This window comes from Spirosoma sp. (genome assembly GCF_026391055.1).
Taxonomy (GTDB): Bacteria; Bacteroidota; Bacteroidia; order Cytophagales; family Spirosomataceae; genus Spirosoma.
Window position 1 is genome coordinate 254,536 of record NZ_JAPLET010000022.1, and the last position, 20,400, is coordinate 274,935.

Annotated in this window: 18 protein-coding genes and 2 tRNA genes; 7 read left to right on the forward strand and 13 right to left on the reverse strand. The window is 48.4% G+C overall.

Annotated elements, in window-relative coordinates; genetic code table 11:
- Window positions 1-73 precede the first annotated feature (73 nt).
- Both NT073_RS16250 and NT073_RS16255 read left to right on the forward strand, forming a co-directional pair.
- A complete protein-coding gene (locus NT073_RS16250; RefSeq protein ID WP_297377037.1) occupies window positions 74-622 on the forward strand; it encodes an NUDIX hydrolase in 549 nt (182 codons plus the stop codon).
- A gap of 104 nt (window positions 623-726) precedes the next feature.
- On the forward strand, window positions 727-1,365 hold the full coding sequence (locus NT073_RS16255; RefSeq protein WP_012926261.1) for a LysE family transporter: 639 nt from the start codon (window positions 727-729) through the stop codon (window positions 1,363-1,365).
- 107 nt (window positions 1,366-1,472) lie between these two features.
- Here NT073_RS16255 and NT073_RS16260 read toward each other — a convergent pair whose 3' ends face one another.
- From NT073_RS16260 to NT073_RS16270, 3 genes are all read right to left on the reverse strand, one after another.
- Entirely contained in the window at window positions 1,473-3,017 is a 1,545-nt protein-coding gene (locus NT073_RS16260) for a GH3 auxin-responsive promoter family protein (RefSeq protein ID WP_297375451.1), read from the reverse strand.
- 89 nt (window positions 3,018-3,106) lie between these two features.
- Complete coding sequence (gene surE, locus NT073_RS16265; RefSeq protein ID WP_297377039.1) at window positions 3,107-3,883, reverse strand: 5'/3'-nucleotidase SurE; 777 nt, start codon at window positions 3,881-3,883, stop codon at window positions 3,107-3,109.
- Between the two features lie 179 nt (window positions 3,884-4,062).
- Window positions 4,063-4,908, reverse strand: coding sequence for an AraC family transcriptional regulator (locus tag NT073_RS16270; protein WP_297375453.1), 846 nt, complete (start codon window positions 4,906-4,908; stop codon window positions 4,063-4,065).
- A gap of 156 nt (window positions 4,909-5,064) precedes the next feature.
- On the opposite strand from NT073_RS16270, the gene NT073_RS16275 reads away from it, so the two are divergent.
- Window positions 5,065-6,060 carry a phytanoyl-CoA dioxygenase family protein gene (locus tag NT073_RS16275; RefSeq protein WP_297375455.1) on the forward strand — a complete coding sequence of 332 codons (996 nt, stop codon included), beginning with the start codon at window positions 5,065-5,067 and terminating at the stop codon, window positions 6,058-6,060.
- A 114-nt stretch (window positions 6,061-6,174) separates the two neighbouring features.
- Here NT073_RS16275 and NT073_RS16280 read toward each other — a convergent pair whose 3' ends face one another.
- The 3 genes from NT073_RS16280 to NT073_RS16290 form a co-directional block, all read right to left on the reverse strand.
- Window positions 6,175-6,930, reverse strand: coding sequence for a hypothetical protein (locus NT073_RS16280; RefSeq protein ID WP_297375457.1), 756 nt, complete (start codon window positions 6,928-6,930; stop codon window positions 6,175-6,177).
- A 7-nt stretch (window positions 6,931-6,937) separates the two neighbouring features.
- Window positions 6,938-7,597, reverse strand: coding sequence for a glycosyltransferase family 2 protein (locus NT073_RS16285; protein ID WP_297375459.1), 660 nt, complete (start codon window positions 7,595-7,597; stop codon window positions 6,938-6,940).
- A 191-nt stretch (window positions 7,598-7,788) separates the two neighbouring features.
- Window positions 7,789-8,754 carry a rhodanese-related sulfurtransferase gene (locus NT073_RS16290; RefSeq protein ID WP_297375461.1) on the reverse strand — a complete coding sequence of 322 codons (966 nt, stop codon included), beginning with the start codon at window positions 8,752-8,754 and terminating at the stop codon, window positions 7,789-7,791.
- A gap of 180 nt (window positions 8,755-8,934) precedes the next feature.
- On the opposite strand from NT073_RS16290, the gene NT073_RS16295 reads away from it, so the two are divergent.
- Window positions 8,935-9,597 carry a deoxynucleoside kinase gene (locus tag NT073_RS16295; protein ID WP_297375463.1) on the forward strand — a complete coding sequence of 221 codons (663 nt, stop codon included), beginning with the start codon at window positions 8,935-8,937 and terminating at the stop codon, window positions 9,595-9,597.
- Between the two features lie 237 nt (window positions 9,598-9,834).
- Here NT073_RS16295 and NT073_RS16300 read toward each other — a convergent pair whose 3' ends face one another.
- Window positions 9,835-11,010, reverse strand: a complete 1,176-nt coding sequence (locus NT073_RS16300; protein ID WP_297375465.1) for an MFS transporter — start codon at window positions 11,008-11,010, stop codon at window positions 9,835-9,837.
- 149 nt (window positions 11,011-11,159) lie between these two features.
- On the opposite strand from NT073_RS16300, the gene NT073_RS16305 reads away from it, so the two are divergent.
- Entirely contained in the window at window positions 11,160-11,678 is a 519-nt protein-coding gene (locus NT073_RS16305) for a hypothetical protein (protein ID WP_297375467.1), read from the forward strand.
- Window positions 11,679-11,698: 20 nt separating this feature from the next.
- On the opposite strand, the gene NT073_RS16310 is transcribed toward NT073_RS16305, so the two are convergent.
- The 3 genes from NT073_RS16310 to NT073_RS16320 all read right to left on the reverse strand — a co-directional run bounded on the left by NT073_RS16310 (window position 11,699) and on the right by NT073_RS16320 (window position 15,660).
- Window positions 11,699-12,427, reverse strand: a complete 729-nt coding sequence (locus NT073_RS16310) for an MBL fold metallo-hydrolase (RefSeq protein ID WP_297375469.1) — start codon at window positions 12,425-12,427, stop codon at window positions 11,699-11,701.
- Between the two features lie 29 nt (window positions 12,428-12,456).
- On the reverse strand, window positions 12,457-15,102 hold the full coding sequence (locus NT073_RS16315; protein WP_297375471.1) for an ATP-binding protein: 2,646 nt from the start codon (window positions 15,100-15,102) through the stop codon (window positions 12,457-12,459).
- 476 nt (window positions 15,103-15,578) lie between these two features.
- Window positions 15,579-15,660, reverse strand: a tRNA-Leu gene (locus tag NT073_RS16320).
- A gap of 152 nt (window positions 15,661-15,812) precedes the next feature.
- Here NT073_RS16320 and NT073_RS16325 point away from each other — a divergent pair.
- Complete coding sequence (locus NT073_RS16325) at window positions 15,813-16,220, forward strand: DUF3127 domain-containing protein (RefSeq protein ID WP_297375473.1); 408 nt, start codon at window positions 15,813-15,815, stop codon at window positions 16,218-16,220.
- 48 nt (window positions 16,221-16,268) lie between these two features.
- Here NT073_RS16325 and NT073_RS16330 read toward each other — a convergent pair.
- A tRNA-Lys gene (locus tag NT073_RS16330) sits at window positions 16,269-16,341 on the reverse strand.
- A 54-nt stretch (window positions 16,342-16,395) separates the two neighbouring features.
- On the opposite strand from NT073_RS16330, the gene NT073_RS16335 reads away from it, so the two are divergent.
- The gene (locus NT073_RS16335; protein WP_297375475.1) at window positions 16,396-17,139 is read left to right on the forward strand and encodes a hypothetical protein; all 744 of its coding nucleotides are present in this window, start codon (window positions 16,396-16,398) and stop codon (window positions 17,137-17,139) included.
- Window positions 17,140-17,221: 82 nt separating this feature from the next.
- On the opposite strand, the gene NT073_RS16340 is transcribed toward NT073_RS16335, so the two are convergent.
- A complete protein-coding gene (locus tag NT073_RS16340; RefSeq protein WP_297375477.1) occupies window positions 17,222-18,031 on the reverse strand; it encodes an SDR family oxidoreductase in 810 nt (269 codons plus the stop codon).
- 54 nt (window positions 18,032-18,085) lie between these two features.
- Complete coding sequence (locus tag NT073_RS16345) at window positions 18,086-20,341, reverse strand: gliding motility-associated C-terminal domain-containing protein (RefSeq protein WP_297375479.1); 2,256 nt, start codon at window positions 20,339-20,341, stop codon at window positions 18,086-18,088.
- Window positions 20,342-20,400 lie beyond the last annotated feature (59 nt).

Here is a 20,400-nt window from a genome sequence, read left to right on the forward strand (position 1 = left end):
AAGCCTTATGGAATAGATGATAGATACTGCAAAGCTAACAATTCGTATGGGTATTGTTCGTACTTTCGCCGATATGAAATCGACTGAAAACCCCTGGCAGACGCTCAATTCATCCGTACCGTACGAAAACCCCTGGCTCTCAATCCGGCACGAAGAGGTGATAACACCCGCCGGAACGCCCGGAATTTATGGCGTTGTCAGTTTTAAAAACAAAGCGGTTGGTGTGGTACCGATTGATGCCGATGGCAACACCTATCTGGTGGGGCAGTATCGCTATGCGTTAAATGAGTATTCATGGGAAATCCCCGAAGGAGGCTCTCCGCTGGGTACCGTTCCCCTCGATTCTGCGAAGCGGGAACTTAAAGAAGAAACGGGCCTGGAAGCAAAAAACTGGACCGAGATAGCCCGGATTCACACGTCAAATTCGGCCACTGATGAAGAAGGATTTCTGTATATAGCAGAAGACCTGACCGAGGGTGAGCATGAGCCCGAAGATACCGAAGACCTTCGTCTTTGGAAGCTGCCTCTGTCCGAAGCGGTACACATGGCTATGACCAGCCGGATTACCGACGCATTGAGTGTTAGTGCGCTCCTGATTGTTGCTCGGCTGCGAGGTATTTAAACTTAGTTTGACGTTTGTGGTTTGTAAGTTGATGTTCTGTAGCCAGTTGTCCGGCGCATCAATTGAATAGCCATAAACGACATACTTCAAACAATAGACTATCTGTGTTCTTACCAATTTTTTTCGGTTTCCTGGTTGGCGTTGCGCTTTGCCTGACGTTTGGAACAGTGTTCTTCGCCTTGATCCAAAACAGCGTTGACAATGGGTTTCGCTCCGGTATGAAGATCGTTCTGGGCGTTATCACCGGCGATACACTCTTTGTTCTGGCCGCCTTGCTGGGTACCGCCTTTATTCCGAAAGTACAGGGTTTTGAAAATATTATGGCGGCTGTCGGGGTGATATTCCTGGTGGCCATGGGGCTGGTCAACATTCTTAAAGGAACGCCCCGGCTGGCCTATCCGAAAACCAGCTTCGGTAATTTTGTTTATTACTTCACGACGGGTTTTTTCCTGAACGCGCTCAATCCCGTAAATTTTGTTTCGTGGGTTGCCATCGTGGCCTATATTCGTTCACACCTGCATTACTCCGAAATACAGCAGTATGGTTTTATGATTGCCGCGCTGGTGGGCGTATTTGTGACCGAATCGGCACTGGCTTATTACGCCAATCGGCTCAAACGGCTCTTTACCCCCCGTGTCGTTCTGATCTTTAACCGAACTACCGGCGTGGTTTTTCTGATTGGGGCCGCCAACATCGCCTATACTCGTCTGCTGGAACCCCTGTCGAAGGCGTTGAATTGGTGAGGGGTAGTAAGTATTAGGAGCGAGTAGTAGGAGTGAGAAGCGCACAGGCAATAATGTATGCGTCAGTTCTCCTACTACTCGCTTCTTACTCCTACTACTTACTCAACTTACACTTTAGCCAAAAACGCTTCCCACTCGGCAATCATCCCTTTTTTCAGGACTCTGGGGAATTTGTTTTGGCCGCCCATTTTTCCCCGGGCTTCCATCCAGTCATAAAAGGTTTTAGTAGGCAATACCGTTACACGGACGTCTTTTAATGCGTGCCTCCGCTCAACAGCATAGTCGTCGTTGAGTTCCTTGAGTTTGGCGTCGAGCCGATCACGAAGGTCGTTGGCGTCGACGGTATCATTGGTGCCAATGTACCAATGGTGAGCAAATAGTGTGTCATGGGCCACACCGGCCACGGTAAACTCACGAATCGAAATGTCCAGTTCGTCGGACACCATTTCAATTGCCTTGTTCATGTTGTCGACCGACAGGTGTTCGCCACACATGCTCAGGAAGTGCTTGGTACGGCCCGTAATAACAATCTCGGCGCGTTGTTTATTAACAAATCGAATGGTGTCGCCAATCAAATAACGCCAGGTGCCGGAGCAGGTCGAAATCAGAAGCGCGTATTCTTTGCCTTCCTCAACCTCATCAATCATCAGGGTCTCGGGCTTATCAATGAGTTCGCCATCGGCGCTGAAGTTATGCTCGTTGAAGGGGATGAATTCAAAGAAAAGTCCGTTGTTCAGCACCAGTTGCATTCCCTCCGCATCGGGATGGGTTTGGTAAGCAATGAACCCCTCCGAGGCCAGATATGTCTCGATGTAGGTGATCGGGTGAGCCAGAAGCTTTTCAAATCCCTGGCGGTACGGCTCAAAAGATACGCCCCCGTGGCAAAATACCATCAGGTTCGGCCAGATGTCGTGGATGGTTTTGACGTTGTATCGGGCAATGATTTTTTCCATCAGCAACTGTATCCAGGCCGGTACGCCCACCACATACCCAATATCCCAGCTAGCGGCCTGTTCAGTAATTTCGTCCAGTTTGTGCGCCCAGTCGCGCTCCTGTGCAATGTCGCGGCCGGGTTTATAAAACCGCTCGAACCAGAGGGGAAGTTTGCTGGCGGTAATACCGCTTAGGTCGCCTTCGTAGTGGCCTTCCCGAACGTTGAGGTCGGTGCTGCCGCCAAGCATCAGACAGCCTTTTTCGTAAAGTGTTGAAGGCAGATTCTGGTATTTGCCGAGGGTTAAGATCTGGCGGATACTGGTTCGCTGGATGGCTTTCGACATCGCCTTCGTTACTGGAATGTACTTCGTCGCGGCTTCGGATGTGCCCGAACTAAGGGCAAAGTATTTTACTTTTCCCGGCCATGTCACATCCGGATCGCCGGCCAGCGTTCGTTTCCACCAGCCATCAAACATTTTGTTGTAGTCGTGGATGGGGACAAATTGCTTGTATTTTTGATAAAACTCCCGTTCGGTACCAAACTCGACAGAACGCAGCAAATCATCGAACTGATAGGTTTCGCCAAACTTCGTAAACTGTGCTTTTCGGATAAGCTTACGGAAGACCTTTCGCTGCTGTCGGACTGCATTGAACTTCCGCAGCCTTACGACGTTCGATAACCGAATGCCGTTTTTGAGCATACTACCTAGTAAAGCCATATTTTGAATGATGAAGGATGCATACTACCTGATGCGTTGGGGCAGGGGCCTTCGCCTAGCATTCATCAGGTATCATGCCTCATTTATAATTACATATCCCAGTCTTTCAGTGTATCCACCATGGTATAGGCTGTCAGATCATACTTACAGGGTACAACAGAGGTATAATTTTGTGACAGCGCGTACTCGTCGGTGTCTTCGGCATGGGTGTCAAAATTGACAAAATCGCCCGCCAGCCAGAAATAACGGCGGCCGTGCGGGTCGCGTCGCTCATCGAAAACCTCCTGCCATTTGGCGTTGGCCTGCCGACAGATTTTAATTCCTTTAAGCGGTTCGGCGGTTCGGGCCGGAAAATTCACATTCAGGGCCGTACCCCGCTCCACTCCGCGTTCCAGCACATTCCGGACAATAGCCAGGATATGCTCGTGAGTATGCGAAAAATCGGGGTTGTGGGTGAAGTCGCCAAGTGAGAAACCAATGGCTGGTATGCCCTCAATAGCAGCTTCGATAGCCGCCGACATCGTGCCCGAATAAAGGACGCTGATGGACGAATTGCTGCCGTGATTGATGCCGCTTACCACCAGATCGGGAGCGCGGTCTTTCAGGACATGGTTTTTGGCCAATTTAACGCAGTCGGCTGGTGTGCCGGAACATTCGTAGGCAGGAACATCACCAAAAATATCGGACGGGTAGAGCCGGATTGGGTTAGCAATTGTAATGGCGTGTCCCATTCCCGATTGCGGGCTATTTGGTGCTACGACCACTACCGAACCGAGTTGTTTCATTAAGTCGACGAGTGTACGAATACCATTCGCCGTAATGCCGTCGTCGTTTGTAATTAAAATAAGTGGTTTGTGCTCAGACATAAAATCAGGGTTGTCAACGGTCAATAGGGGTCGATAAGCCATGTTGGTCAACGGCTTAAGTTTCCGGGTTGCCGTACTGCAATCTACTAGCTGCTTTTCTACCGCTAAACTACGCAAATACGCTGTAAGGTCGGTATTGATTATGGAAAGGGTAGCCGGACATTCAGGCCCGGTCTTAGTCATATTTTATGTCGCTTTTTAAACTGTAGCGGGTTTTCGCCGGTTACGCGTCGGAAAATCTTGTTAAAATAGGACAGACTCTCGAAGCCGCACGCAAAACAGGCCTCCGATACGGTGTTATCCAACAATAACAGTTTCTGCGCCTGACTGATTCGATATTGATTTAAAAACTGGGTAAATGTCAGACGGGTCATGCGTTTGAAATACCGGCAAAAGGCAGCCTCTGTTAGGTTCGCAGCCGTTGCTGCTTCGGATATCGACAGTCGGCGGGCATATTGTTCGGCAATGAATTGGTTAACGCGTTTGAGTCGCTGCTGTTCGTTAAGGTTGTAGGCACTGGCAACAGCTTCGCCCTGAAGGGGTGTATATTCCTGACTGGTTGCCAGTAGCTGAAAAATACCCAGCAACTGCATCAGGCGCTCGAAAGGAGGGAGGGTTGCCAACTGATTAAGACGTTCGCCTACGCGTTGTTTGGTTTGTCCATAAAAGGAAATTCCCGACCGGGCCCGGGCAAACAGTTGGGTGATCGCGGCAAATTCAGGAGCCTGCCAGAGCACGTCGCCCAGAAAATTTTCCTTCAATTGCACAACCACTTTTGTATGATCTGTTTTAACCCCGTAATCAAAATTGAGGTGTGGAATATTCGGGCCAATGAAGACCAGATCGCTGCCTTCGTAACGCGAAATATGATCGCCGACGTGTCGAGTGCCGTTTGCGCCTTCGATATAAACGATTTCATATTCCGGATGGTAATGCCAAAGGAAAACGTCGCTCAGGTGGGGCGTTATCAGTATATGAAAGGAGCTGTCGGTATCCGGGCTGATCTGCTCAAGAATAACTTTCATAAATCAGTCTATTTTGCTGCTAAATGACATTAATTGGCCTAAATTTTCATCTCAGGAGCAATATAGTGTAAAAAAGGGCCAGTTTTGTTTTAACACATCCAACTGCATATCCGCTACCTTTGAATCAATAAAATCCCCTAAAAAGCCTATTATCTCATGGAAACGATGCAACCAATAATGACTTCGACAGGTGCACCTGTCACAATGATTCCTGATAATGCGCACAAAGACATTCCTGGTAATCCGTCTACGGCGACCAGCAGCAAACTGAGTTTAAATGACCGCTCAAATGGAAAGCCATTGCGGGTGTTGTCAGAAGCGGACTGGCAGTTCTGGAAAGAAAACGGATACATCGTCATCAAGCAGGCGGTCCCCAGAGAAAACGCCGAACGGCTGGCGAACTTTATCTGGGCGTTTGAAGAGAAAGACCCCAACGATCCGTCGACCTGGTATGCGCCGGCCCGCGCTGAAATGAAGATGAAGGAACTGACTAATAGCGGCATGGTCGAACTTTATAATCACCAGTTTGAGTGGGATAACCGGCAGTACCCGCGTGTTTACGATGCCTTCGTTGACATCTGGGGAACCGAGAAGTTATGGGTGACTATCGACCGGGCCAACCTGAATTTTCCTGTTCGGCCGGGGCACGAATTCAAAGGGTTTATCCATTGGGATTACGACCCCGAAACCCGTCCGCAGAACGTGCAGGGCGTGTTGGCGCTGGCCGATCAGACCGACGAGAACATGGGCGGATTTCAGTGTATTCCGGAACTCTACCGAACTTACGATACCTGGAAGCTAACCCAACCCGAAGACCGTGACCATTTTAAGCCCGATACCACGGGTTTTGAGTTCGTGAAAGTAAAGATGGAAGCGGGCGATCTGTTGATCTTCAACAGTACCCAGCCGCACGGTATCCGCCCAAACCTGTCAACTTATAAAGTACGCATTGCCCAGTATATTTCCATGATGCCAGCTGAAGAAGATAATGAGGCTTTACGGCAGTGGCGTGTTATGTCTTGGCGCGACCGTCAGGCTCCCGAAGGGTACGCTTTTCCGGGCGACCCGCGTAATTGGGAGAAGGAGCGTCATCAAACGGCAGAACTATCCCTTCTGGGCCGTAAACTGCTGGGCTTGGATAACTGGGAATAACGATTTTTGACAGGATTTACGGCGTAAACAGCGTTTGGGGCTAAACAACCCCCTGTTCATCCTGTAAATCCTGTCAGAATAAATGAGCTCCTTCGGCGTTAGTACCGTTGACGGTTACTTGTGCCGAAACCAGCAATCCGTTCGATCAGTCTGATACGCCTTAAAGACCGTATTTACGGGTGCTCCGTGAATGAGTTGTTCGTTAAATCGAGTCCGTGCCAGATAGTTAAAGGCCCCCATATCGCCCGTGTAAGCGGTTTGGTTATTGTAATTATACTGCTCATGAATATGGCATAAGGCCTCAATCAGGGGCTGCATCAGCGCTGTGTTTCCACCAATAATACCACAGTTAAGTAACGTTTCTTTGGCGAAAATGGCCTCATAATCAGCGTAATTGGCAATTCTGCTGCGCAATAGCGTGGCATGTGCTTTCATCCACTCGTTATCAAGGGATTTAAGTTCATCGCCACAAAACAACGCTGTTGGATTATCGACAAAAAGCGGTTGGCAAAATGGGTTACGGCAGACGACCACATCCGAAATATCCGTCACGAAAAAATGGGCTACTTTTTGGCTGTGTTCTCGTATATAATCCCTGTAAACGAAGTACCTATATACGTTCGGATTAAACAGAGGGTCGTATACCACTCGGGTAAAGGTGACGTACTCGTTTTGGAACAACTTACAGGTTGATTCGGTAAAATTATTGTGGAATAGTACGCCCTGAAGTTTTAGGGAAGTAATGGAATCAACCCACTCTTTAACGAGCTGATACGCATCGTGGGGTAGCGTATTGCTGCGATTCACATCGAAGACACCCGTAATATGGCAGGCTAGAATGAGGTTTTTTGGCCCGGAAGAAGAACGCATTTCGAAGCTAAATTAAGACAGGCACAGGTGAATGCTTCTTTTTGAGGGTCGAACAAATGCTGTTCGGTATGTTCCGGTAATAAATATATGTTCTCAAATCGGCCTTTCTGACCCGGTAGGTTTGCGCTGCCCGTTCAAAAAAACGAGCGTCAGCCCCGTACCCATCCAGAAAATCTATAGTCCTGAAAACCTCCTCCCGACCAAAAAGTGTAGCGAATAAAATGCATTTATCTACATGGATGAATTTGGTATGGTCCTGTTTGTCAGAAACATAATAGTCGCTTTCAGCATCAACGACGGTTTCTGTGGTAGAGGCAATCAAATCCGTTTGGTCCATTTCCTGTAAACAGGCTTTCAGATGATTGGGCTTGTACTCATCGTCGGCATCCAGAATCGTGATAAACTCCCCGATACAGTTCAAGATTCCCCGGCTAATTGACTTTGACTGACCACAATTTGTGTGGCGGAGGTACACGATCTTATTCTCGTGTTGTTTTGCATAAGCGAGAAGGCGATTTTGAGGATCGTTGCCACTGCCGTCATCAATAATAATTAGTTCGAAATTCTGGAAGTCCTGATTCAAGACGGAATCTATGGCCCGCTTCACTAAAAAAAAGTCTGTGTTGTAGACGGCCATTAACACCGACACTTTTATTTTATTTTCCATTTGGTGGGTTGCTTTTTAGAGCTTCCACAAATATATGGGTCAACAAGTATAACAACAGAAACAGAAAGTAAATTTAGATTATTAACAGCAATGCCTGATTAATTACTTAATGTAATCAATCAGGCATTGCTGTTAATAATCTAACAAAGTAAGTCCGCGCTGGGTGGATGAGATTACTTTATTCTCATAAATTAAATGTTAACCTCTACGCGTTGTCCCAGTCGGCTTTTAAAGCCCTGAATTGGGGAGTAGCTCTGCGTTTGTTTGCCGTAATAACCTGTGCCATCGTATGGGCGGAGGCTAGGGTCATCTTTACAGGTATCGGTACAGGTTCCTCCGTGCACGTCGCCACAGGATTCGCACAGGGTAACGTGGTTGTTACAAACGGGGCTGGCGCAGTTGATCATTCGGCTGGTGGGTGTGCCGCAACGGTAGCAAACCGATACTGTAACGGGATTTATGTTGTTGACAGGAACCGTGACGCGGTTATCGAACACGTAGCACTCACCGTCAAAATCTTCGCCACCCGTTTCCAGACCGTAGCGTATAATGCCGCCATGAAGCTGGTAAACATTTTCAAATCCTTGCGACAACAGATAGGCAGATGCTTTTTCGCATTTAATGCCTCCCGTGCAGTAGGTGATTATCTTTTTATCCCGAAACGTGTCGAGTTCATGAACGTGGTTTGGGAGTTCGCGCAGGTTTTCCATGTCGAACGTGATGGCGCCCTTAAATTTCCCGACTTCATGTTCGTAATTCGACCGCATATCGACCAGCACTACATCCGGGTCGTTTTTCAACTTGCGAAAATCCTCGGGTTCGAGGTGAATGCCGGTTTGTCGCAGCGGATCGACGGGTAAGTCAGAGTGCACAATTTCGGGTTTTACCCGCACATGCAGTTTTTGAAACGCATGGCCATCGCTTTCGTCAATTTTAAAGGAAATACCAGTAAAACGCGGGTCGTCTCTGAGGGTTTCCATATACGCTTCGCAATCGGCCGTGAGCCCGGATACGGTTCCGTTTAGCCCTTCTGGAGCCACAATAATGCGTCCAAGGAGATTCAGGCGAAGGCACAGCAAATGGTGTTCTTCCCGGTATTGCTCCGGGTTCTCAATGGGCGAATAAATATAGTATAGAAGAACACGGTACGGTTTCATAGCTACAGCAAAGGGTCTGACAAAGCGGTAAAAAAGCGTATCTAAAGCCGACTGGTTCGTCGGACGGCCTGGTCAGAAATAAGGGCTAATGTTTATTTTTAAATACAAAAATAAACCCAATTTGCTAAAGTTGGTTCCTTAGAATGGAGCAAAGGTCACGAAAGGGAGGACTCGATTCTTATGCATATTGCTATCACAGGAAATATTGGGGCTGGTAAAACAACCCTTGCCGAACAACTGGCTTCTTATTACGGTTGGGAGGTTTTATACGAAGCGGTAGAGGGAAATCCGTATCTGGCTGATTTTTACAGTGATATGCCTCGTTGGTCGTTTAATCTCCAGATCTATTTTTTGAATAGTCGGTTTCTTCAGGTAAAGCGTATTATTGATATTCAGGGTGCTAATCAACGCCATTCTCCTCAGGTTGGAACTGCCAATCGTCGTACGGTAGTTCAGGATCGAACCATTTACGAAGATGCCGCTATTTTTGCCCGTAACCTGTATGTGAGTGGTGACATGAGTGAGCGCGATTACAACACCTACAGTCAGCTCTTTGCCAATATGATGAGTCTGGTTCGCCCCCCCGACTTAATGATCTACTTACGGGCCAGCTTGCCCAAACTCCGGGAGCAGATAAAAAAACGCGGGCGGTTGTTCGAGCAGTCCATTAGTGACGACTATCTGGGTAATCTGAATCAGCTATATGAAGAGTTTATCTCGTCTTACACATTGGGACCTTTACTGATTCTTGATGTAGATCAACTGGATTATGCGAAGCACCCGGCTGATTTTGATCTCGTTGTCGAACAAATTAATAGCCGTCTTAACAGTATTTCTTTCTGATTTATAGCCAGCGAGTTCGGATAAATTTTGGAGTCTTGTACTAAAAACAGGCCGCTTCTCAGTTAGAAGGCGGCCTGTTGGGTGTGGAAAAGCGGAAAGAAAAAAGTATATACGATTAGTAGACTATTCTGGATTGCTTAAAATAAATTTTTAGTAGAACCCATCAGCCAACTCCATACCAATTCATTGAGCAGCGGGTTTTTATAATACGCTTATGGCTGGATAGTGAGGTGTAGCTCATTGAGCGTAGATACGCATGGCCCGGATTCCTAAGAAAGGGCCGGGAATCAGTACATAAAAAACCCAGCCAGACAGGCCAATCGTATCGATCATCCAGGCCATCAATTGGATGGACAGAACTGTCAGTAAAAAGCCGAAGCAGGTAACCAGGGTTAAGATACTGCCCCGATTCTCAACAAAGGCATTACTGGCAACCAGAGTCGAGAATTGGGGGGAGTCACCGGCGGCCGTAGCTCCCCAAAGCAATAAAAAGAAACCGAAAAGGTAAGGCGGCAATGCCAGCATAAATGGCAGCATCACGATACACAGGCCAGACGTAAGTAACAGATACCGGGCAACCCGACCGCTGCCAATCCGTAACGCCAGATATCCTCCGCCTACACAGCCAACGGCTCCGGCACCAATGGCCCCGAAGGCCCAAAGTGAAATCGATGTGTTGATGGTCGGGTGTTGCTGACCGTAGTAAACCAGTAATGCCGGCAGAAAAGCCCAAATCGTATAGAGTTCCCACATATGGCCAAAGTACCCCAGCATGGCTGGTCGAAAGGCTGATGGCTTCCACACTGCCAGAAGTGCCTGAAAGCGAAAAAGGTTGCCGACACTTTTTCGGGAGGAAGCGGGCACAATCAGCGTTAGCAGAATACCACCGCTAATAGCGAGTAAACAGACCGATATCATCAGGGTACGATACGGTAGATTACCACCCAGTCCCCGGATGAGGTGCGGAAAAGCAGTACCCAGTACCAAAGCACCAACCAGAAAACCCATTGCCTTACCTAATTCGGTTTTGAACCGATCGGCGGCAATCTTCATGCCTACCGGATAAACGCCTGCCAGAAAGAAACCGGTAAAGAACCGACTCGCCAGGACCGTTTCTGCCGTTAAAGGTATCAGCAGCCAGCTTAAGTTAACCAAAGCTGCCAGTACTACCGACAGCAGAAATACGTAGGTTGACCGAAAACGGTCAGGTATGGCTAAAATGGCATACGTGACCGTACCGACAATGAAGCCAATCTGTACCGATGAGGTAATCCAACCAGTCAGGGTGGTGGTTTTTAGGAGCGTTTGGAGTTCGGGCAGGATGGCATTCCCCGCAAACCAAAGTGAAGTACCCGCGAATTGAGCAAAGACAATAACCACCAGTTGACCTTTGGTGCCGGAAGATGCAAGCATTTTCAAAGGTAGACATTGCTTGCTAAAAGCGGTTGCGTGTTGGCAAAAGCATGACCGCCCACGTTTATATAAGTTTTTCTGGTATTCACCATGACTATTGTTGGCTGACTTAGTCAAATAGACTTACGTCCAACATTTATGTCTAACAAATGGGAAAAAATTTATATAAACAATACACATACTGTTTTGGGCTGCTGTTAAGCTTACTGGTGCCCTTCGCGCAAGCCCAACCTGCACCTTTTGAAGGCGCTAATGTTATTTTGATCACCACTGATTTGGCTGACAAGGAGGCCTATATAACGGCCGCAAGTGTATTAACCGAACAGGGGATCCTCTTTTCAGCAGCTGATGATTGCTTGCTGATCAACCTGCCGGTAAAAGCCAGCGAACCAGGTAAAACGACTGAGTTTGTGGGTAAACTATCGGTCAATGCCGGGCTTGTTAAATTAACCGGAAGGATGCAGTTGGCCGGGGAGTTCACGAATGAGCAGCCGATCAAGGGTAGACCTTTATCTATGAGCTATGCCAAAGACAAGCGTAAAGTTTCGCTTTCGCAAGTCGGATTTTTATACCTTATCGAGCTGGCTAAAAAGCTGCACCGGCCCCTGCACGGCATTATCAGTTATAAAATGCAAGTGCCGTCAACGGAGGAGGCAGCGAGTTATTAGCCAGATCGGGTACAGACTGCTCATAGGATGTTCTGCCGATGATACATAGGGCCGAATTTGGCGTTCAATTGTTGGTTTGCCTGCTGTTTGAGCGGTCTGCCGTGGCCAAATACAGCTTTGTCGAAATGAAATGTCGCAACTTCCAGGATGCTTTTAAGTGCCAGGGTTCTGTTTTCGTAGACTGTACTTAAATCCAGACCGGCTACATTCGCGCACAGATCACCGGCTATTAATATGCCTTCACGCTTAAGTAACAGGGCTATATGGCCAGTGCTATGCCCCGGGGTGTGAATTACCTGTAGCCCACCCGCTATTGGAACCATGTCCAGGTGGTTTAACCGGTCATCGACATGCACCGGGTCAATGGTACTTGCTCCCCGTTTGATGAACAGGGAAAAAATTAGCCAATTTATAATACCGGGTGAACAGGATATGGGCGAGTTTCCACTATGTCCTTCGTTAAGCAGAGGGGCTTCCTGCTGGTGTGCCAGTAGCGGAATACCGAGCTCGGCCTTGATGGCAGCGGCACTACCGGCATGGTCAGGATGAGCGTGGGTTAGTATCATCCGTTTGATTGCTGCCGGCTTGTAACCGCCCTGCTTTATCGCCGAGAAAATTCGGGGCAAACTACCTTTGTAGCCCGTATCGACCAGCGTAAGGTCATCGTCGCCGTCTTTGATGATGAAAGCGTTGACGACACCCAGCGAAATCTGGTACAGCGAAGGGGTTATTTGCTGAAGAGTCGGCATATCATATCAGGCTATAGTAAGTTTATCAGCTAGGTCATGGGTAAATAAACCGTAAACGTGGCCCCCGCTCCGGGTTGGCTATAGGTGGTTATGAAGCCATGATGATTCTCGATTACTTTCTTGACTACTGCCAGCCCAATGCCTGTACCCGTATATTGACTGCGGCCGTGCAGCCGATGAAAAAGCTCAAAGATACGCTCGCGGTAATGCTCATTGAACCCAATGCCTTCATCCACTATTCTAAGCGCAACCCATTGGCCTTGTTCTGGTGTAAATTCAGTTGCTGGCAATTGATCGGCCGTGAGCAGAACCGCATCCAGGCGTATTTGGGGCGGTTGGTCTGGTTTTGTGAACTTAAGCGCATTGGTAATCAGATTTTGTATCAGCTGTCTTAGTTGAGTTGCATCCCCCCGTATCGTTGGCAGTTCGGTGATGGTAATACAAGCCTTGGTTTCCTGAATCCTCATTTCCAGATCGCTAAGTATTTCCTGAGTAATCGTTTGCAGGGACACTGGCACAAATGGGTTCTGCTGGGTTGTCAGGTGGGAGTAGTCCAGGAGGTTTTTGATAAGGAGCTGCATCCGTAAAACTGCGTTTTGTTGCCGTCGCAGTAAATCCTGTCCAGTATCGTCGAGTGCTGTAGCGTGCTGTGTCAGCAGCATGTCTCCAAACGAATGAATTTTTCGCAAAGGCTCCTGCAAGTCGTGTGAGGCAACATACGCAAACTGCTGGAGGTATTCGTTCGAGCGGCTTAACGCAACGTTTTTTGCTTCCAGTTGCTGTTGATAGACACGCAGAGGGGTTATATCGGTGGTGATCAGCAACACGCCACCACGGAATGGGCGAATATCGTACTCGTATGTCAAACCCATCGTTGGGTAGTCCACTGACTCGTGAATGGACTGGCCGGTCATTACCACCAGAACGAGCGCATTGAACAAAGCTCGTTCCTTAACCGCCGGAAAAACCGTTAGCAGGCTCTGGCTCTGCAATTGTTCCTGCGTAAAGTCACGGTTCACAAAGGGGAAAAATAAGCGTACAGTGGCTGGATTAGCGAGATTGATTGCAAAGTCAGCGATCTGCCCGGCATCGTCCCGGCGGGGCTCGAGAACCAGAATACTGGTAGTCGAACTGTTCAACACGCCTTTGAGTAGATCGGCCTGGCTCTCCTGATCGAGCTGGGCAAGCTTGATGGCGGTTATATCCATCAACGTAACAATAAGCCCATCAAAACAAGGTACTACCGATATGTCATACCAGACTGTATCCGTGGGGTTCGACCATACAAAACGTTGGGCTTTCCCGGTTCGGGCCACGGCTGCCAACCGGTCAAAAAGGCTATCATTTATCTGATAGGGAATTAATTCAGACAAGGCCTTGCCTACCAGTCGTTCGAGTGGTTGCTTGAGCGTCTGAGCCAGTGTGGCGTTAATCTTTTCGAGGGAGAAATCTACAATCGCCCCCGCTGTATTGTAGACGGTCTTTAACAAGGTTATGCCCGTAAGGGAGTTATCCAGCACCGTTTGTAGAACTGTAGCCTGCCGTTGCTGATCCAGTTGGGCCTCCTTTCGGTAGGTAATATCGAGTGTTGTTAGAACCAGTCCATCTCCATGCTGAACGGCCACACAGTCAAACCAGACACCATGGGTCTCCAACGGATGAAACCTTTCAAAATGATCACTTTCCCCTGATTCCACGACAGCTACAAAACGATCGAAAAGACCGTTATCTGGCAGTCTAGGATACAACTCCAGGAGCCGTTTACCCGTAATCGATTGACCTGGCCGATATTGTTCATAAGTATCCAGTTCATTCCCGGTACTGATCTTGAAGTCGATGATAAGTCCGGTATGGTCTCGAATGGATTCGTAATAACGGATCGACGCGGGCGAACTCCGCAATACACTTTCTAATAAAGAAGCGGCCTTTTGTCGTTGCGTAACATCCTGAAAGGAAACCAGCAGCCCATCGCCATACTTAACCACAGATACGTCCAGCCAAATGTCCTGGGGTTGCAAATAAACCAGGTCCTGGTGCCGTTGGCCCGTGGTTACAACGTCTTTGTAACGGTAAAAAAGTTCCTCAGCCCGCATGTTGGGATAACGCTGGCTGACGGGTTTAGTCAATATTGTTTCCTTGGACTGACGCGAAATATCTGCCCCTAGTTGATTACAGAGTATGGCCTGAAAGTCAATAATAGTTTGGCTGGCATCGCGCAGAGCCTGAAACATAACCAAGCCCGTAGGCATGGATTCGATCACTTGTTCCAGTAATTGGCTACGCTCCGGAGGCACCTGGAGCAGGCCAATAGAAAGAATCAGCCGCTGACTATCAACATTCAGTAGCTGACATTCATATATAGTGGCTGAACTGGTACTAAATAATGAACGCAGCAACTGAAAGCGAACAGGAGTGGTCTGATTGAGGGCCTGATGTAAATAGACGCCCAGAGAGTGGCTATTAAATGGAGCCGGTAACTGGTCGACAGGTGTGCCAATTAATGGCTTTGTCAGTCCGGAGAGCAGCGATAGAGCACGGGCATTCGCCTGTATCACCTGAAACCCTGAAACGGTTGGTTGTTCGGAGGCCAGTACAAGTATACCATCTTGAGACAACTCGATAAGAGCGGCTGAAAGGCTCATGTCCTGACGAGAAATGGCGTTCACAACGTTCATAAACCTACTTAAACCAACATCCGTATATTTACGAGCAATTGCACACAGGTATGCTGGTAAAGACAATTTAAAGTACTTGAGGGGATTATATTATTTATACAAATCTACATAGTTTTATTCGTAAACGGGCAGGTGCCTGTTGTTCCATATAACTCTATGCGACGTTGCCAGCCTAGTTCGATTTTCTACAGGATTTATTCGGGTACATAGTTGATATTCATGAACTTACTATCATCGTTAGCGCAGATGACGGCTAGTAATAACTAATCGGAAGCTTTTCCGTATTAGGAATTTATGCGCCTTTTCCTCCATGTTGCTTATGATTCAATATATTCTTGGTATGGGTATTCGAACGCATAATCGGCGACCAGACTCAAGAGTTGGACGGCGCAGATGGATTTACGGGGCAAGCAATAGACAGTCCATAAAAAAAGCGCTTATCTATCCAATAAGCGCTTGATTTTCAATTTGTTGTGTGACCACGGGGAGACTCGAACTCCCATGCCTTGCAGCACCACCCCCTCAAGATGGCGTGTCTACCAGTTTCACCACGTGGCCATTTTCTTATTCCGGGTGCAAAGATAGCATTCTTATCATCTTTTGTCAACCTTCGATTGGAATCTTTTGCTTTTTTTCGCTCCGTATGGCCCAAAAACGGGCAAAATTTCGTACTTTTATCTTTATAAACCACGTTTAAAAGTCCAAGTAGTATGGCACTGGAATTAGTCGGAAAACTCATAAAGGTTCTGCCTGAAGTATCGGGTCAAAGCCAAAAAGGTCCCTGGAGCAAGCAGGAATTCGTTATCGAAACACTTGATGCATCCTATCCAAAAAAAGTTTGCTTAACGGCCTGGGGCGATAAAGTTGCAGATTTGAAACAATATGCCAATGGCGATACGCTGAAAGCTACCTTCAGTGCTGAGTCACGCGAGTATAATGAACGCTGGTACACAGAGTTAAGGGCGTTTCGAATTGAGTTAGCTGAAGGTGACGGCGGGTCTGCTCCTGCACCACGGTCTGCTCCAGCCCAACAGCCGCGGTCTGCTCAGTCGAGTCAACCTGCTGCTGTGTCGTTCAACTCAGCCTTCGATGAAGAAAGTAACGATCTGCCGTTCTAAGCAGGTTGATAATGAAAAAAGCCGCTAATAGCGGCTTTTTTCATTATGTGATTCGGCTGGGATTCGAACCCAGGACCCATACATTAAAAGTGTATTGCTCTACCAGCTGAGCTACCAAATCGGTTGAACGTCCGTCCTGTTAGTGGGTGGTTGTTCTTAATTGTGGTGCAAAACTATGGCCTTATTTCGATCGTTGCAAGCTATTCCTCTTAAAATAAGTCTATTTTTTTGTTTTTTTTCGGGACTCGCTGATGCACAGATAGTTTCAGTAGACTCTCTCAAACGTGCCGATTCACTATTTATTGCCGGTGATCAGGTGAATGCCGCGCGTATCTATGAAATGGCGCTAGCCGAAGGGCACACGGCTACCGATCCAATGCTGCTGAAACTGGCGAGTGCTTACGAGCAACAGAATGATGTACCCCGGTTACTCTATTATCTGGATGTTTATTTCGAACGCCACCCCGACGATGTTGTGCTGCGTCGGATGAACGACATTGCCAGTGCCAACAACCTCAGTGGATACGAAACGGATGATCTGAATTATTTTTATCTCTTTTACCGAAAATACGGTCTCTACTTCCTGCTCTTTCTGCTCATTCCGGCAGGCTATGTTTTTACGGTACTCATGCTTAAGTTAGTCCGTAAACAACCCGTATTTAGTAGGCAAAAGTGGATTTTCTTTGCCTATCTAATTCTTCTCCTGATCTTTACAAATCTGCCGGAAGGTATCCAGTCAGGAATAACCAGCCATGACCGGGTATTTCTTCGGGCAGATCCTTCCTCAGCCGCCCCGATCGTTGAAGTAATTGGTCGAGGCCACAAGCTCAGCATTCTGGGTACGAAAGACATTTACCTGCGCATATTATGGCACAATAAACTTTATTTTATCCGCCGGGATAATGTGTGGATTATTTAAAAAGAGGAGTTAGGAGTTGCTGACGCAAATGAGCTGACGCAAGCGTGTGCTTTTGGTTTTTACTGGCGTCAGCAACTCCTAACTACTTTTTCAAAGGTGAGTCTTTCTCTCTGGCCAAAGTATTGTATACAAGTTTATCCATGAGTTTAGGCAACCACTTGTTCAGGAACACGGTGAATTTGCCCTGCGAGGTCAGGATGAGCTCGCGCTTTCGGGTTTTAACTGCACGCAAAATGTGATCGGCACATTCTTCTGCGCTCATCATATTACTTTCATCCCGCATGGTTTCGCCTTTGGTCCGCCCGTGGGCGTCGAGGGCTGAAAAGCGAATATTAGACGCCGTGAAACCCGGACATGCGGTCAATACATGAACGCCCGTATGCAGCAGCTCGGTCCGAACGGCTTCAAGAAAGCCATTCATCGCAAACTTTGAAGCCGAGTAACCGCTCCGAACGGGTAGACCCCGATACCCGGCAATCGACGAAATCCCTACAATAGACCCTTTTGTCTGCTGAATGTAGGGCAACGCATAGCGGGTGGCGTAGACAGTCCCCATGAAATTAATGTCCATCACCTTTTGGATAACGGCCGGGTCTGTGTCAATCAGCATGGAACGCATACTTATTCCCGCATTATTGATCAGGATGTCCAGCCGCCCGAACCGGGCAATCGTCTGGTCGATTAATTGTTTAACATCGGACTCAATACTGACATCCGCCGTTAGTGAAAATGTGTTGATCCCTGACTGACGAAGCTCATCACTTACCAACTGAAGTGCGTCTGCCTTGCGGGCGCAAATAACAACAATGGCTCCTTCACGCCCGAAGGCAAACGCAAGCGCCCGACCGATACCCGATGATGCACCAGTAATGAGAACTAATTTATCTTTCATAATTGCAGCCGCGAAGATACTACTTAAGTGGCCGGCTAGGTAGAGTCGGCAGGATCATCGCATGAGAGTAAGCGGGCCCTTAAATGTTCGTTTTGATGTCAGTAGCAGATAGTAATACGTGCCAACGGGCGAACCGGTACCGTACCAGCGGAATTTGGGGTCTGATGATTTAAAGACGGTCTGCCCCCAGCGATTCGTTATCTCCACCGACTTGAACTGTTCATCACAGGAGTTTTCCGGCAAATCTTTAATGGCGAAATAGTCATTAATACCGTCGCCGTTGGGCGTGAAGATATTCGGGATTTTTATCTCCGCATTAAATGATGGATTCTTGACCGTGAACGTAACCGTCGTCACAGCCGTATGTTCGGGTTGGCAAGAGCGGTCATCCACTATAAAATCGACCACAAATGTAGCCTCGGCTTTGCCTGCCATCAGGGCACAGGTTGGCTTCCAGTCGAAAGGGGATTGTAGTGTTGGTAATCCAAACTTATCCGTAAACACCATCCCGGCCTCCTTAACATCAAATCCTCGTCCAATAGCAGTGAGCCGCAACGTATCCCGGTCGGGGTCGTTACCCAGCACATCAAAGTTTGTCCGTCCGTCGGAATCACTGGCACTAACGGTCAGCTCAACAGCCTGTGAGGCCAGTGTAGTGCGTACCGTGGGGGGCTTACTGGGCAAGCCAGTAGCTGCCAGGTTTACGGTAACGGTATCCCGAAGGTTTCGGTTACAGCGGGTATCGGTCACGATAAAGTCGACAATATAACCGGACTGGGTAGCCTGGGTACAGGTTGGTTTCCAAGAAAAAGGTTGCGACACTTTCCCTACTCCCGAAGCCGAACCAAAACTCATCCCAGCCTGCGACAGCGTAAACCCGCGTCCAACGGCCTGGATCGTCACATTGTCGTTGTCAATATCGGTGCCGAAAGCGTTGAATGTTAGCGAAGATCCTACCGTAATACTGGCTTTATTGTTCGGCAGGTCGGTAGCGGCAACGGGTTTGGTATTGGCTGATGGAATAATATTCAGGCGGATACTTATCGTATCGCTGAGTCCCTGCGGACAGCCATCATCCGTAGCCCGAATCAGCAACGTAATTGGAGTGCCATTACCCCCAACGCATCGTCCGAAACAGAATTTTGCCTGTAATGTATCACGGCTTGTTCGGGTGGTTAACTCTCCGGGAGTTAGAGTGAGACCGGGTAGCGAGCCACTCATGTTAACGATCGAAATACGCTGGTTTGGGTCGAGGTCCGTGATGTACAGACTCAGGCAGTTGGTATCTTTTTCGGCGATGGTGAGGACGGTACCTTCCGTGTAAAACTGTTTTTGGTCGTTCGGTCGGAAAAGCAGTTGGGGAGCGTTGTTTTTTGGGCAGTCAATTACCAGCACCTGAAAGTCGCGCCGGACGCGCCCAATCTGTTTACCGGCCCGAAACTCGCCTACCTCAACAGAAAAAACGAAGAGTCCGGCCCGGTCCGGGGTTACGCTGAGCAGTCCCGTTCGGGCATTCACCCGCAGGGGAACGGCTCCCGGTATTTCATTGGCAATGGAGATGCCGTTAGCCCACCGGATTGGCGGATAGGGGCCTGCAAAAAATGAAGGGTTTAATGCCGTCGTACCGGCACCGGGATTTGGTGCAGCGGATGTACTAAAGCCGTTGTAGGGTGTCGCCAATGCATACGTCAGGCTGTCGCCATCGGCATCGCGGGCGCTGAAGTCGAGAGTAAACGGCTGACCAATGCAGGCGTAATCCCCTTTAGGAACGGTAAATACGGGCGATGAGTTGACGAAGCGGGTTTGTCCCGAAATAATAGCCGGAAACTCCAGGTAGAATGTTGAACCGGCTGCCCCCGGGTTTTCGATATTGACAATGGCACCATTCCGGCAGCATCTTTCCCACGATAGGTAATATCCGCCCGCATCATTGAATACATTGGGGTCGAGGGTCAGGTCGGTACTGTGCCGGATCAGGCGCGTACGTACGGCACCCGTTGCACAGGCTGGCCGGGTGTAGGATACGTATTCGCTGCTGATGCGGATAAGCGGAACATAGCCGATCAGCTGATTGGTGCGCTTCGAGAAAACACCAACGGATACCTGACCGTCATCGGCTCCCGGATTTCCGTTAATGTCGTCGAAGTATAAATTAAGGTTGATACGATGCGTGTATTGTGTCTGGGTACCCAGGTAACGCAGTTCGAGCTCACCCCCGACAATATGCGTTGCCTGTGCCAGCGAGCCTAAAACCAGAAAAAAGCAAAGAAGAAAAAAAGGTAATTTTGAGGGATAGTACAGGTTCACCATAAGCAGAATCAGGTCAGTATAGAGTTCGTCCGAAAACGACTGCTTAAATTAGCGGTTTT

Coding starts and splice junctions, on each gene's coding strand:
- NT073_RS16250 (WP_297377037.1), top strand. CDS start 74: ATGAAATCGACTGAAAACCCCTGGCAGACGCTCAATTCATCCGTACCG.
- NT073_RS16260 (WP_297375451.1), bottom strand. CDS start 3,017: ATGGCTTTACTAGGTAGTATGCTCAAAAACGGCATTCGGTTATCGAAC.
- surE (WP_297377039.1), bottom strand. CDS start 3,883: ATGTCTGAGCACAAACCACTTATTTTAATTACAAACGACGACGGCATT.
- NT073_RS16270 (WP_297375453.1), bottom strand. CDS start 4,908: ATGAAAGTTATTCTTGAGCAGATCAGCCCGGATACCGACAGCTCCTTT.
- NT073_RS16275 (WP_297375455.1), top strand. CDS start 5,065: ATGGAAACGATGCAACCAATAATGACTTCGACAGGTGCACCTGTCACA.
- NT073_RS16280 (WP_297375457.1), bottom strand. CDS start 6,930: ATGCGTTCTTCTTCCGGGCCAAAAAACCTCATTCTAGCCTGCCATATT.
- NT073_RS16285 (WP_297375459.1), bottom strand. CDS start 7,597: ATGGAAAATAAAATAAAAGTGTCGGTGTTAATGGCCGTCTACAACACA.
- NT073_RS16290 (WP_297375461.1), bottom strand. CDS start 8,754: ATGAAACCGTACCGTGTTCTTCTATACTATATTTATTCGCCCATTGAG.
- NT073_RS16295 (WP_297375463.1), top strand. CDS start 8,935: ATGCATATTGCTATCACAGGAAATATTGGGGCTGGTAAAACAACCCTT.
- NT073_RS16300 (WP_297375465.1), bottom strand. CDS start 11,010: ATGCTTGCATCTTCCGGCACCAAAGGTCAACTGGTGGTTATTGTCTTT.
- NT073_RS16305 (WP_297375467.1), top strand. CDS start 11,160: ATGGGAAAAAATTTATATAAACAATACACATACTGTTTTGGGCTGCTG.
- NT073_RS16310 (WP_297375469.1), bottom strand. CDS start 12,427: ATGCCGACTCTTCAGCAAATAACCCCTTCGCTGTACCAGATTTCGCTG.
- NT073_RS16315 (WP_297375471.1), bottom strand. CDS start 15,102: ATGAACGTTGTGAACGCCATTTCTCGTCAGGACATGAGCCTTTCAGCC.
- NT073_RS16325 (WP_297375473.1), top strand. CDS start 15,813: ATGGCACTGGAATTAGTCGGAAAACTCATAAAGGTTCTGCCTGAAGTA.
- NT073_RS16335 (WP_297375475.1), top strand. CDS start 16,396: ATGGCCTTATTTCGATCGTTGCAAGCTATTCCTCTTAAAATAAGTCTA.
- NT073_RS16340 (WP_297375477.1), bottom strand. CDS start 18,031: ATGAAAGATAAATTAGTTCTCATTACTGGTGCATCATCGGGTATCGGT.
- NT073_RS16345 (WP_297375479.1), bottom strand. CDS start 20,341: ATGGTGAACCTGTACTATCCCTCAAAATTACCTTTTTTTCTTCTTTGC.